Annotated in this window: 13 protein-coding genes; 11 read left to right on the top strand and 2 right to left on the bottom strand. The window is 38.2% G+C overall.

The window, feature by feature from the left end; all coding sequences use genetic code 11:
- Window positions 1-44: 44 nt before the first annotated feature.
- The 11 genes from HZA08_11480 to HZA08_11430 all read left to right on the top strand — a co-directional run bounded on the left by HZA08_11480 (window position 45) and on the right by HZA08_11430 (window position 11,761).
- Window positions 45-1,187: an alanine--glyoxylate aminotransferase family protein gene (locus HZA08_11480; GenBank protein ID MBI5194043.1), complete on the top strand. Its 1,143-nt coding sequence runs from the start codon at window positions 45-47 to the stop codon at window positions 1,185-1,187.
- 61 nt (window positions 1,188-1,248) lie between these two features.
- Window positions 1,249-2,829 (top strand): phosphoglycerate dehydrogenase, encoded by a 1,581-nt coding sequence (locus tag HZA08_11475; protein MBI5194042.1) that lies wholly within the window; start codon window positions 1,249-1,251, stop codon window positions 2,827-2,829.
- 73 nt (window positions 2,830-2,902) lie between these two features.
- Window positions 2,903-3,106: a hypothetical protein gene (locus tag HZA08_11470; protein MBI5194041.1), complete on the top strand. Its 204-nt coding sequence runs from the start codon at window positions 2,903-2,905 to the stop codon at window positions 3,104-3,106.
- A complete protein-coding gene (hisZ, locus tag HZA08_11465; GenBank protein MBI5194040.1) occupies window positions 3,075-4,373 on the top strand; it encodes an ATP phosphoribosyltransferase regulatory subunit in 1,299 nt (432 codons plus the stop codon). Before HZA08_11470 ends, hisZ begins: the two co-directional genes overlap by 32 nt.
- Before the next feature lie 41 nt (window positions 4,374-4,414).
- Window positions 4,415-5,794: a replicative DNA helicase gene (dnaB, locus tag HZA08_11460; GenBank protein ID MBI5194039.1), complete on the top strand. Its 1,380-nt coding sequence runs from the start codon at window positions 4,415-4,417 to the stop codon at window positions 5,792-5,794.
- A gap of 28 nt (window positions 5,795-5,822) precedes the next feature.
- A complete protein-coding gene (locus HZA08_11455; protein MBI5194038.1) occupies window positions 5,823-7,685 on the top strand; it encodes a tetratricopeptide repeat protein in 1,863 nt (620 codons plus the stop codon).
- 267 nt (window positions 7,686-7,952) lie between these two features.
- Window positions 7,953-8,465, top strand: coding sequence for a prepilin-type N-terminal cleavage/methylation domain-containing protein (locus tag HZA08_11450; GenBank protein MBI5194037.1), 513 nt, complete (start codon window positions 7,953-7,955; stop codon window positions 8,463-8,465).
- A 95-nt stretch (window positions 8,466-8,560) separates the two neighbouring features.
- Complete coding sequence (locus HZA08_11445; GenBank protein ID MBI5194036.1) at window positions 8,561-9,025, top strand: prepilin-type N-terminal cleavage/methylation domain-containing protein; 465 nt, start codon at window positions 8,561-8,563, stop codon at window positions 9,023-9,025.
- A gap of 112 nt (window positions 9,026-9,137) precedes the next feature.
- A complete protein-coding gene (locus HZA08_11440) occupies window positions 9,138-10,031 on the top strand; it encodes a hypothetical protein (GenBank protein MBI5194035.1) in 894 nt (297 codons plus the stop codon).
- A 9-nt stretch (window positions 10,032-10,040) separates the two neighbouring features.
- Window positions 10,041-10,976, top strand: coding sequence for an ABC transporter ATP-binding protein (locus HZA08_11435; protein ID MBI5194034.1), 936 nt, complete (start codon window positions 10,041-10,043; stop codon window positions 10,974-10,976).
- Entirely contained in the window at window positions 10,973-11,761 is a 789-nt protein-coding gene (locus HZA08_11430; protein ID MBI5194033.1) for an ABC transporter permease subunit, read from the top strand. Before HZA08_11435 ends, HZA08_11430 begins: the two co-directional genes overlap by 4 nt.
- A 28-nt stretch (window positions 11,762-11,789) precedes the next feature.
- Here the strand turns inward: HZA08_11430 and HZA08_11425 are convergent, their stop codons facing one another.
- Together HZA08_11425 and HZA08_11420 are read right to left on the bottom strand one after the other, a co-directional pair.
- On the bottom strand, window positions 11,790-11,993 hold the full coding sequence (locus HZA08_11425) for a zinc ribbon domain-containing protein (GenBank protein MBI5194032.1): 204 nt from the start codon (window positions 11,991-11,993) through the stop codon (window positions 11,790-11,792).
- A 47-nt stretch (window positions 11,994-12,040) separates the two neighbouring features.
- Window positions 12,041-13,237, bottom strand: coding sequence for a pyridoxal phosphate-dependent aminotransferase (locus HZA08_11420; GenBank protein MBI5194031.1), 1,197 nt, complete (start codon window positions 13,235-13,237; stop codon window positions 12,041-12,043).
- Between the last annotated feature and the right edge of the window lie 3 nt (window positions 13,238-13,240).

The raw sequence follows: 13,240 nt of genomic DNA, 5'->3' as shown, positions 1-13,240 counted from the left end.
GGTGGTTAATAAATATAACTTTAACATTTAAAGAGGGCGGATAAATTATGAAAAAATATTTGTTAGCACCAGGGCCTACACAGGTACCACCGGAAGTTCTACTACGGATGGCATATCCGATGATCCACCACCGTGCACCTGACTTCGGTCCGATAATGCAGGAAGTAAGTGAAGGATTAAAATGGTTATTCCAGACACAGAATGATGTTCTCCTTATGGCATCAAGCGGAACAGGCGCTATGGAAGGGTCTGTTTCAAATTTCCTTTCACCGGGAGACAAGGTAATAACCGTAAATGGCGGTAAATTTGGTGAGCGCTGGGGAAAGATATGTAAGGCTTTTGGGGTAAATGCAACAGAGATAAAGGTTGAATGGGGCGAGGCAGTAGACCCACAGATTATTGCCGGCCAACTGAAAAACGACCCTTCAATAAAGGCAGTGTATGTGCAGGCAAGCGAGACTTCTACCGGTGTGGCCCATGATGTAAAAACCATTGCAGGCATTGTAAAGAATTATCCCGGCACCATTCTTGTTGTAGATGCTATTACAGCACTCGGTGTCTTTGACATAAGACCGGATGAATGGGGGATTGACATACTTGTTACAGGTTCCCAAAAGGCGCTTATGCTTCCTCCGGGACTTGCATTCGCAAGTGTAAGTGAAAAGGCTTGGAAGATGAATGAGACTGCAAAGTGTTCAAGGTTCTATCTGGATTTCAAAAAGGAAAGGGATAATATAAGGAAAAATACCTCAGCATATACCCCTGCGGTAACACTTATCCTCGGCCTTCAGGAGGTACTGCGAAATCTGAAAGGAGAAGGTCTCCAGAACATATTTACACGGCACAGTCTTCTTGCAAATGCAACACGTGAAGGTATTAAAGGTTTCGGGTTGGAGATATTCCCTAAATCCTCACCGAGCGATGCTGTTACAGCAGTAAAGGCACCTGAGGGATTTGACGGACAGCAGATATACAAAAGGCTGAGAGAAAGATATGGAGTTACAGCAGCAGGCGGCCAGGACCACCTTAAAGGAAAAATATTCAGGATATCTCACATGGGGTATTGCGATAAATTTGATGTTATTACTGCAATTGCCGCAACAGAGATGGTATTAAAAGAGATGGGTTATTCAGGGGAGCTTGGAAGCGGATTAAGAAAGGCTGAAGAGCTATTTATAAAAGCATAATAAGGTAATTATACTCTGTGTTCTCTATAGTTTTAAATTATCTTAAAAAAGAGGGGGAATCATGCGGGTACTTGTAAGTGACAGTTTATCAGAAAAGGGTGTTGAAATATTAAAGAACTCCGGGTTATCTGTTGATGTAAATACCAAACTCAGTAAAGAAGACCTCTTAAAGGTGATAGGGGATTATGACGGTCTCGTAGTCAGGAGTGCTACAAAGGTAACCGCTGAGGTACTGAATGCAGCAAAGAACCTTAAAGTAGTCGGCAGGGCCGGGGCAGGACTGGATAACATTGATTTACCGGCATCCACAAAAAAGGGTGTTGTTGTTATGAATACACCCGGCGGCAATACAGTTACTACTGCTGAACATGCAATTTCAATGCTGCTGGCAATGTTACGAATGATTCCTCAGGCTACGGCATCACTGAAGAACGGTAAGTGGGAAAAGAGCAAATTTACAGGAACTGAATTTTACAACAAAACGCTCGGCATTGTCGGTATGGGAAGGGTAGGAAGCCATGCAGCAAAGCTCGGACAGGGATTGATGATGAATGTGCTGGCTTATGACCCATACCTTTCTCCTGAAAATGCACAGAAGATGGGTGTTGAACTTGTTACCTTACAGGATATATACCGCAGGTCGGACTTTATTACCATACACTCACCGTTAACACCGGAGACCAAAAATCTGATAAATGCAGAGGCTATAAGTCAGATGAAAGACGGGGTTATGATGGTGAATTGTGCAAGGGGTGGTATTGTTGATGAAAATGCACTTTATGAGGCGCTTAAATCCAAAAAGATTGCAGCAGCGGCATTTGACGTATTCGTACAAGAGCCGGTTGATCCGAAACATCCATTACTGACACTGGATAATTTTATTTCAACTCCTCACCTTGGCGCTTCAACGACTGAGGCACAGGAAAATGTTGCACTTGCTATTGCAGAGCAGATAGTGGATTACCTCACTAAAGGTGTTATCAGAAATGCAGCAAACTTCCCTTCAGTGTCACCGGATGTGCTGCCAAGACTACAGCCTTATATTACACTCGCTGAAAAATTAGGTGCTTTCCATGCAAGTATATGCGAGGGTGGAATTGAAAAGGTTAGCATTGAATACAGGGGTAAGGTGGCTGAATTAAATATAGCCCCGCTTACAATAGCGGCAGTCAAAGGGTTACTTACACCGATACTTGAAGACACTGTAAATTTTGTAAATGCCTCTTCCATTGCACAGGAAAGAGGGATTACAATTGAAGAATCAATAAATAAAGACGCAGGGGATTATATTAGTCTTATAAATATAACCGTCACAACTAACAGCGGAACAAATACTGCAAAAGGCGCCCTGTTCAGCAGGCGGGACCCAAGGATTATCGAGCTTAATGGTTTTCCTCTGGAGGTTGTACCCGAAGGATATATGCTTGTTCTTACAAATGTAGATAAGCCCGGTGTAGTAGGAAATACCGGGACATTATTGGGACAGCATAATATCAATATTGCACGTATGCAATTTGGGAGAGATGTCCCGGGTGGAAAGGTGGTATCAGTTATAAGTATTGATACACCGGTTTCAGAAGAATTGCTTGATAATATCAGAAAACTTCCTAATGTTTTATCTGTGAAACAGATAAAACTGTAAAAAGAATTACGTGGGATTATAACCAATCAGATGCTCTTTAAAGTTCTGCACAGGTATAAATATATTGAAATACTTGTGCAGAACTCCTAAAACAAATTCATTCCTAAAATTATTTAAAAATGAAACATACACGAGAGGATCACTCATAAATGGACATGAAAACCAGCGGGACAAGAATGTCCCGCCTATCCATAATTTAGAAATGGATAGGCGGGGTTTTCTTACCCCGCCGGAAGGATTTTCAGGTGAAAAAAATAATGCAAGAATCAATTATTAAAATCCCAAGGGGAACGGCAACACATCTTCCTGAAGTTGCATCGCTGAGGCGATATACTCAGGAGGCATTGCTGTCAACGTTCTTTGACTGGGGTTACAAAGAGGTTGTTACACCTGTTTTTGAATATCTTGATGTCCTATCTGCCGGTCTTACAAGCGGATTAAATGAAAAGAGTTATAAATTCATAGACAGGGAAACCGGAAAGATTATGCTCCTGAGGCCGGATATAACTCCTCAGGTTGCAAGAATGGCTGCAGGTATCCTTTCCAATGAACCAAAGCCGCTCAGGTTATGTTATTATGGCAATATCTTCAGATATGAGGAGGCCCACGCAGGCAGAGAGCAGGAGATATTTCAGGTAGGATGTGAACTTGCCGGCAGTGCCTCTCCTGAAGCAGATGCTGAGATGATAGCCCTGGCCTCAGAATCCTTAATGAGATTAAGGATTGAAGACTTTAAGATAGTTGTGGGCAATGTAAATTATTTATATGGAATTATTTCTTCTCTGAATAACTCTCCGGGAATTTCTATTTCACAGGAAAATGAACACTCATTAAAAGATGCTATAACCAAAAAAGACGCCGGGGAATTAGAGAATATCCTTAACAAGATTGGTCTATCAATAGAAACAAAAAGAAACCTGATCCAACTTCCGGATTTGTTCGGAGGTGATGAGATATTCAATAAGGCGGCTGATATCTCTGCAAATCAGGTATCTTATGATGCAATAAATAATTTAAAGGAGATATACTCAACTTTGTGTTATTATGGACTTAAAGATAAAATTATCTTTGACCTTTGTGATATAAGAGAGATTGACTATTATACAGGTTTATTCTTTGAGATTTTCTCACCAGGGATACCGTATCCGATTGGACGCGGGGGCAGATATGATAATCTGATTGGAAAGTTCGGATGCGAATCTCCTTCAACCGGTTTTGCTATTGATATTGAATCCATAATTAGATTGATAGAACTGAACAGCAGGGAAAAGTATATAAATAATAATGTTAAATATCTTATTACCGGAGAAGGAAAAGAAACTGCCGAGGCCATTAACATGGTTAGAGGATTGAGGATTAAAGGTTACAGCGCCATATTGGATACAGGACTTGCAGACATAGATTCATCAATTAGTTACGCAGCAAAAAACAATATTGAGAAGATCATTTATATTGAGGGTAAAAATAAAAAGCAGTTTTTTATTATTGATGTGAAAACAGGGAAAAAAACAAAGACCGAGAGAAATAAATTATATCCCCGATAGAGGCATTCGGGGATGACAGAAATGATCCTTTGAGAGACATAATGGACAGGTTCGGGACAGATTTAGAAGAAGCAATATATAAAGTTCCACCACAGAATATTGATGCAGAACAATCTATTCTTGGGGCGATACTTATTGAGAATGATGCTGTGTATAAGGCTGTGGAGATATTAAGTGTTGATGATTTTTACAAAGAGTCCCATAGAAAAATATTTCTTGCTATGATTGAATTAAGTGAGAAAAATGAGGCAATTGACCTCGTTACAATCACTGAATTCCTAAAAAAGAAAAATGACCTTGATATTGCCGGAGGGGCAACATACGTATCACAGTTATCCAACGCTGTTCCGACTGCGGCAAACATAAGGTATCATGCTAAGATAGTGCATGAAAAGGCGATACTGAGAAATTTAATCCACACGGCTACTGAGATTGTTACACGGGGCTATGAGGATACAAGGGATGTTGAGGAATTGCTTGATTATGCTGAAAATTCAATCTTCAGTATCTCAGAGAAAAAGATTAAACCCTCATTTACCCCTGTAAAAGAAATAATTAAAAACAGCTTTGAGGCCATAGAACGACTTTCTGAAAAAAAGGAGAGGGTCACAGGATCCCCCTCAGGATTTTTAGATCTGGACTTGATGACATCAGGGTTTCAACCGGCAGATTTAATTATAGTTGCAGGCAGGCCTTCTATGGGTAAAACTGCCTTCTGTCTTGGTATTGCCCAGCATGTTGGAATTGAGAAAGGTGTACCAGTAGCAGTATTCAGCCTTGAAATGGCAAAGGAGCAATTGGTAATAAGGATGTTGTGCTCAGAATCAAGGGTTGACTCTCATAAACTTAGGTCAGGGTTCCTGAGCAAGTCCGATTGGCCGAGACTTACTACTGCCGCAGGCCGTTTATCTGAGGCGCCTATATTCATTGATGATACAGCAGGTACATCAGTACTGGAGATGAAGGCAAAGGCAAGACGGTTAAAGGCTGAACATGGTTTAAGCCTTATAATTGTAGACTACTTGCAATTGATGAGCGGACGATCTGATAGAAGAAGGGGAGGATCCGACAACCGTGAACAGGAGATTTCAGAAATTTCAAGGTCTCTCAAGGCACTTGCAAAAGAACTATCAGTCCCTGTTATTGCACTTTCCCAGTTAAACCGTGCTGTAGAATCACGGCATGATAAGAGACCGATGCTTGCTGATTTACGTGAATCCGGTGCCATTGAACAGGATGCGGATGTTATTCTGTTTATATACAGGGATGAGGTATATAAACAGACTGATGAAAATAAAGGTATTGCAGAGATTATCATCGGCAAACAGAGAAACGGCCCTGTAGGGACGGTTAAGCTTGCATTTATAAATAGCTATACTAAGTTTGAGAATCTGGAGAAGACTCACGAAGAGACTTATTAGATGAACCTTATTAAAGGAAACATTATATATGAATAGCATTATAATCTTTTTAGCAGTCATTTCTATTTCATTAAGTGCATTAACTGCTTGTGCACCAACTAAAAGTGTTGTTATTCCGGAGCCGGCAGAAACCTCCTTAATTGCAGGGGATACACAGTCACAGGATAAAGCAGATAGAATCGCTTCACCTGAGGCATACTCAAGATTCCTTGATGGTTTCATGTCTGAACTATCAGGAAATTTTAAAGAAGCCCTTGAACGATATAAAGATGCCCTTTTGTATGATGAAGACTCTCTTTTTCTTTTATCCAGAGTTGCATCAATCCAGTCAAAAATGGGTAAATATAATGATGCAATTGAGACAATGAATAAATTAATACCACTTGCCCCAAATTCTGAAACAGCACTATTTCTCCTTGCTGAGATGTATTACAACACAGGGGATTTCAGTAAGGCTATAGAGATATATAACCGGATACTTGAGAAACATCCTGATAATGTTAGGGCCTACATTACTAAAGGTATTTCACTTGCCAAAATAAAAGAATATGAAAAGGGGATTGAATCTGTTAGAAAGGGCATAAAACTTGATAATGAAAAACCGATAAATTTTGTGTATCTTGGTGATATATACTTCGATAAAGGTGATTTTAAAAATGCAAGGAAAAATTATAAAAAGTCATTATCAGTAAATCCAGAATTTGAAATTGCGCATTTAAGGATAGGACAAACTTATTTAAAAGAAGGGGATTTTGATGCGGCTGAAAAAATATTTAAGAATATCTTATCCAAAATCAATCCATTCAGCCATGATGCCATTTCTCATCTTATTCAAATGTATGCTAAGAAGGGACGCACGTCTGATGCTATAGATGTACTTGAAAAGGCATTAGAATATAATCCCAGGGATTTAGATATAATTTTTAAATTGGCCCTATTATATAGGGATGATAAGAAATATTTAAAGGCTATAGAAAAGCTGCAAAAAATTGTTGCTTCAAAACCACAAGACGTCAAATATCGGGAGTACCTTGGGTTTTTATTAGAAGAAACAAAAGATTACGATAAAGCTCAGAAAGAATATGAAGCAATAATTGAAATTGAACCTGATAATGTACAGGCTTATCTTCATCTTGGATTCATTAATCTCAGAAAGGAAAATAAAGACGGTGCAATTAACGCATTAAATAAGGCAATCGAACTTGAACCGGATAGGCCTAATGCCTATTTTCTGCTTGGGATGATGTATTACCAGGATAAAGATTACAACAAAGCAAAGGAAGTATTTATTAAAGCTATTCAAGTCATCCCAAATGACCCGGAATTGCATTTTAATCTTGGAGTAATATACGATAAGGTTCAGGATTTTGACAATATGGTAGTTGAAATGAAAAAGACTATCGAGATAGATAGTTACCATGGAAACGCATTAAACTATCTTGGTTACAGTTATGCTGATAAAGGAATAAACATAGATGAGGCTATATCTTTGATAGAAAGGGCACTCAAGATTAAACCTGACAATGGCGCTTACATTGATAGTCTTGGATGGGCTTATTATAAGAAAGGCATGATTGATGAGGCAATTGAACAACTCAAAAAAGCTATTGAGTTATTACCCAATGACCCGACTGTCTTTGAACATCTTGGAGATATTTATCTGAAGAAGAATATGAAAGAAGATGCAAAAAAAGAATATATAAAGGCATTGGAGATGGATCTAAGTAATGAAAAATTGATCGAAAAGTTCAAAGATTCCGGTTTTGGGGATCCTAATGAAGATGAGAATCTAAAAAAGAAGTATGAAGAATACAATAAAAACAAATTAATAATGCCGGAAGTGCCTCAAGAAATAATCCCTTCAGAAGAAATACCTTTTTATCCAGAATAGTCTATAAATTTGTTTACTTCTATCTTACTTCTATCCAACAAAATAAAGTGCAGAGCAGTGACAATAATTGTCACTTTTAAGCATTTATACAATACATAATACTTTATAGTATTGTTGATATATTAATCATAACATATTGATATATCAAATATATTATATATGTATTTAATTATGGCATAATACCTGCATATTTACATTAATAAATATTTGAAAGGAGGTGAAATTTACCTCTAATAATTTTTATTTAATAACTGAAAGGAGATTAAAATGAAGAAGATTAGCAGAAATGAAAAGGGTTTTACCCTGATAGAATTAATGATTGTTGTTGCCATACTTGGCATTCTGGCAGCCATAGCTATCCCTAATTTTATGAGATTCCAAGCCAAATCAAGACAGGCAGAGTCTAAGACCAACCTTGGCGCTATTGGAACATCTGCAGAATCATGGCGCGCAGAACAGGGGACTTATGTTGTTGCTGCAATCGGCAACCTTGGATGGGCGCCACAAGGTACAGTTAGGTATTCGTACTGGTATGATGTTGCTGGAACTGCTACAGTAATTCCTCTTGGAGGTGCAACCTATAGTGGCGCGGGTGCTGACTTATCTGCTTCAGGTGGATGTAACAGGTCAACTGCCCCTGCTACCGCAGCAGTTACTGCTGCTGCCAGTACTTATGATGCTGCTACTAAAGGTGAAATTGATTCTGATGCCTCATGCGATGAATGGCATTACGACGAAACCCGTACCCTTGTTAATGATGTAAACGATGTAAGCAGTTAATATGGATTACATTTAACATAACAAACCATAATCCTTTATTAAGGGGTGCAATAATTGCACCCCTTTTGTTTTCCTGATATTATACTTAAACAAAAATGAAAAAGTCTATTTTATATAAGTCAAATGGCTTCACATTAATAGAACTTATGATCGTTGTGGTAATTCTTGGAATCTTAGCCACACTTGCAACCGGCAGCTTTCTTAGCTATCAGGCAAAATCAAAACAGGCTGAGGCAAAATCAAACATTAGTTCAATAGCAGAATCAGCGCTTGCTTACAAGGCAGAATATGGAACCTTTGTGACTGATTGGTCCGGCATCGGATGGCAGGCAAATGGTACAACCAGATACCGTTACTGGTATAATGGATTAGCTGCAGCAGGCACTCCTACAAACGCTGAAGCAGGAGTAGATTATTCTGACCCGGGTTCTACTGCAACAGTCAATACCATTATTGTAGGGTCAGTAGGAAATATTGATAGGGACGCATCTACAGACCAATGGCTCTATAATCAGGATAGGGTTTTTACAAACCTGCAAAATGATGTATCCACACCTTAAGAGCCGGATTTCATCTTTGAGACTAACCTTATATCTTGCCTCAATTTTGTCATTCCCGAAATTTTTTATCGGGAATCTATATCCCCGATAGAGGCATTCGGGGGCGACCTAAATGGATTTTAGGGTGAATATATATATTAAAATAAAATATTATATTATAGTTCTTTCAATAATAACCTTATTTATACCCATATATTTTCTTCAGACAAGGATAGAGACATATAAAGGTGTAGGACAAAAGATTGAAGAATTTATGTTGTTACCGAAAGGAGAATATCTTAAACCGGTTGTTCTTGGATATGAACAGCTTGCAGGTGATATTATATGGCTTAAAGTAATTCAGGTAATTGGTGACAAAACAGTGACGCCAAAAGCATATAACTGGGTATATCATGCGTTAGATGTTGTAACTACGCTTGATCCTAAGTTTTCTTACGTATATCAACTGGGTGGAGTAACTTTAGCCGTCCTGGCTCAACAACCTGACTTAAGTAATAAATTATTAATAAAGGGGTTTAAGGAAAACCCTGATGTATGGCAGATACCATTCTATATTGGATTTAATTATTTTTTCTATCTACAGGATTACAAACTTGCAGCAGAATATATGGCAAAGGCATCAGAACTTCCGGGACATCCGGAGTACCTTCCTAAGCTTGCTGCAAGGCTTTATGTACAGTCAGGAGACCCTGATGTTGCGATTGAATTTCTCTATAGAATGTACAAAGAATCAAATGATGAAAAGGTTAAGGAAAGCATTTCTAACAGAATAAAAGAAGTTACCGTAGAGAAGGATATTAGGATGCTGGAGGGGATAGTAAAAAAATACAAAGAGGCCAATAGGGCTTATCCGACAAAATTAACAGATCTTCTAACAAAAGGATATATCAGTAATATCCCATCTGAACCCTTCGGTGGGCATTACTTAATTAATCCTGTCAATGGAAATGTTTACAGTAGTATAGTTAAGAAAAGAATGAAGCTATTTATTAAGGGGCAAGAATAAAGAGTAAAAATGATAAGAACTATTATAAAGACTGAAGGACTTACAAAAGTCTTTAAGACCGGTTTCATGGGCAGAAAAATTACTGCGATAAGAAACCTGAATCTTGAGGTTAATAGCAAAGAAATTTTTGGTTTTCTTGGCCCGAATGGGGCTGGAAAAACTACTACCATAAAAATACTCATGGGGTTGATTTACCCAACAAGCGGTAAGGCATGGCTGTTAGATAAGGAATTGGGTAATGTAGAAGTTAAAAGGCGGATTGGCTTCCTTCCTGAACAACCTTATTTTTATGACTATTTGACTTCAGAAGAGTTCTTAAAGTTTTATGGTCAATTGTCAGGAATTCATAAAGATTCTCTTAGGGATATTATTCCTTCACTACTTTCCACAGTAGGGCTTGAAAAAGCAAAGGGTCTGCAGTTACGAAAATTCTCAAAAGGAATGCTTCAAAGAATCGGTATTGCACAGGCTATCATGAATCATCCGGATTTGGTTGTATTAGATGAACCTATGTCAGGTCTTGACCCTATTGGAAGAAAAGAGATACGTGAACTGATTTTAAAATTGAAAGAAGAAGGGAAAACTATATTCTTCAGTACACATATAATCCCTGATGTTGAACTTATTTGCGATCGTGTCGGCATCCTGATCAATGGAGAGCTTGTAAATGTTGGAAGATTAGACAACATTATTGATACAAAGGTTAAACATATTGAGGTCATTGCAAGTGGTATAACTAAAGAAGAATTGACTTCTATATCTCAGACAGGGATATCTATTTATGAGAGCTATGACAGGATATCAATCAAAGTTCAGGATGAACTCTCCCTTGAAATCGTATTGAAATTAATATTAGCAGGAAAGGGTAGAGTAGTATCAGTAATACCTCATCGCGAGACCTTAGAAGAACTATTTATTAAAAAGACTGGAGTAATTTCTTCTTGAACATCATTGTAATAGCTATAAATACATTCAAAGAGGCAATAAGGGATAAGATTCTCTATAATCTCCTATTCTTTGCACTGCTTTTAATAAGTCTATCTCTTCTATTTGCGACTTTAACAGTTGGAGATCGCTCAAAAATTATCATTGATCTGGGTCTTGCAAGTATAAATGTCTTTGGATTACTGATCTCTGTATTTCTTGGTATTGGGCTGATTAGTAAGGAGATTGAGAAGAGGACAATCTTCACCATCATTGCAAAACCTGTCCCTCGTTATCAATTTCTTGCGGGCAAATACATAGGCTTACTGATAACGGTTACTGTAAATACTATTATTATGGGAATTGGTCTTTACCTTGCACTTATGTTAAATGAATATCTGTGGGGTCATGGCGTTAGAAATGTAAACGTTGATATTTGGAAGGCTATCTACCTGATATTAATAGAGTTTATGGTTATGACTGCAATTGCAATACTATTTTCAACATTCTCAAGCTCCTCTACGTTAAGTGCAATCTTTACTTTAGCCGCTTATGTAGTTGGTCATCTTACAGAGGACATAAAACTTTTAGGTGATAAGGCCGCAAATATTCCTACTAAAACAGTGACAAATTTTATATATTACCTTCTTCCTAATCTCGACAATTTCAATATAAAGGGCCGTGTAGTTTATGGATTACATATCCCTCTTTCTTATATTACTTTTGTTACTATATATGGATTGCTTTATATTGCCTGCCTGCTTTTACTGGCCGGTATAATATTTCAAAAAAGGGATTTTAAATAAGCCTACAGATTTTTGTTAAACGTTAGCACTATTTCTCGTCTTTGGCTTTCCCTTTATTTGAGTAGTCAGTAATATACCAACCGCTTCCTTTAAACTGGAGTCCGGCCGCTGAAATTATTTTGTTTGTTGCACCGGAACACTTTGGGCACTTGGTAATCGGCGGGTCACTGACCTTCTGGATTGCTTCAAATATATGTCCGCATTCATCGCATTTGTATTCATAGATGGGCACTGGTTAAAACACCTCCTTTTTAATTTTATTGTTAAAGTTGATATGGATTATTTCAGATTCTTTAATGCTGTTTCTATCCTGTCCATACCTTTTTCAATGTTTTCCATAGACGATGCAAAAGAAAGCCTCATATAACCAGGGGCACCGAATGCCTCACCGGGAACAGCGGCAACCCTTGCCTCATTTAACAAATATTCTGATAACTTGACTGTTGAATCTATCAAAATATCCCCAAATCTTTTTCCAAGAATTCCTTTTACATCAGGAAAAACATAAAAAGAACCTTTAGGCATTATGCATGTAATACCTTCTATCTTCATTAATCTGTCAAAAATGTAATGACGGCGGCGGTCAAATCTTTCAACCATCATTTTAACAAAGTCCGCAGACCTGCCGCTGATCGCCTCAACAGCAGCCTTCTGGGAAATCGAAGCAGGGTTTGATGTGCTTTGGCTTTGCAAGTTCCCCATGGCCTCTATGATATATGTTGGACCTGCCGCATACCCTATTCGCCAGCCTGTCATGGCATAAGACTTGGAGACTCCATTTACTATTATTGTTAGGTCAAAGATATTCTTATTTAAGGAAGCAATACTTACCTGCTTAAAGCCATCATAAACAATTTCGTTATAAATTTCATCAGAAATAACATAAAAGTTATTTCTGACTGCAATCTCGGCAATCTTTTCCAAATGAGGAAGGTCATAAGCCGATCCAACCGGATTAGAGGGTGTATTGAGTATCAAAGCCTTAGTTCTTGAAGTTACCGCAGACTCAAGCACTTCAGGTTTAAGTAAGAATTCATCTTCCTCAAGTGTATCAACAATCACCGGTTTTGCACCGCTCAATAAAACCTGCTCAGGATAGGTAACCCAGTAAGGCGCCGGAATTATTACTTCATCACCTTCTTCAAACAGGGCCATTGCGATGTTATAAAGACTGTGCTTTGCACCGCAGGAAATAAGGATATCCTTTGATTTATATATGAGGCCATGCTCTTTTGAAAGTTTGTCGGCAACAGCCTGCCTTAATTCCTCAATACCTGAAGAAGGCGTATATTTTGTAAAACCCTCTTTTATTGATAAAATGGCAGATTCTTTAACCCCATCCGGTGTATCAAAATCAGGTTCACCGGCGCTGAAACTTATAACATCAATACCATCTTTCTTCATAGCCTTTGCCTTTGCCTCTAATGAAAGGGTAGGGGAGGGCTTAATCATTGAAACACGTTTAGCAAGAGACATTAT

It is taken from the genome of Nitrospirota bacterium (genome assembly GCA_016212215.1).
Taxonomy (GTDB): Bacteria; Nitrospirota; 9FT-COMBO-42-15; order HDB-SIOI813; family HDB-SIOI813; genus JACRGV01.
Note: the sequence above shows the minus strand (reverse complement) of the source record. Positions and strands in the feature narration are given on the sequence as shown.

Excerpts from the sequence above, each read along its gene's own strand:
- HZA08_11475 (MBI5194042.1), top strand. The coding sequence starts at position 1,249 with ATGCGGGTACTTGTAAGTGACAGTTTATCAGAAAAGGGTGTTGAAATA.
- dnaB (MBI5194039.1), top strand. The coding sequence starts at position 4,415 with ATGGACAGGTTCGGGACAGATTTAGAAGAAGCAATATATAAAGTTCCA.
- HZA08_11455 (MBI5194038.1), top strand. The coding sequence starts at position 5,823 with ATGAATAGCATTATAATCTTTTTAGCAGTCATTTCTATTTCATTAAGT.
- HZA08_11450 (MBI5194037.1), top strand. The coding sequence starts at position 7,953 with ATGAAGAAGATTAGCAGAAATGAAAAGGGTTTTACCCTGATAGAATTA.
- HZA08_11445 (MBI5194036.1), top strand. The coding sequence starts at position 8,561 with ATGAAAAAGTCTATTTTATATAAGTCAAATGGCTTCACATTAATAGAA.
- HZA08_11440 (MBI5194035.1), top strand. The coding sequence starts at position 9,138 with ATGGATTTTAGGGTGAATATATATATTAAAATAAAATATTATATTATA.
- HZA08_11435 (MBI5194034.1), top strand. The coding sequence starts at position 10,041 with ATGATAAGAACTATTATAAAGACTGAAGGACTTACAAAAGTCTTTAAG.
- HZA08_11420 (MBI5194031.1), bottom strand. The coding sequence starts at position 13,237 with ATGTCTCTTGCTAAACGTGTTTCAATGATTAAGCCCTCCCCTACCCTT.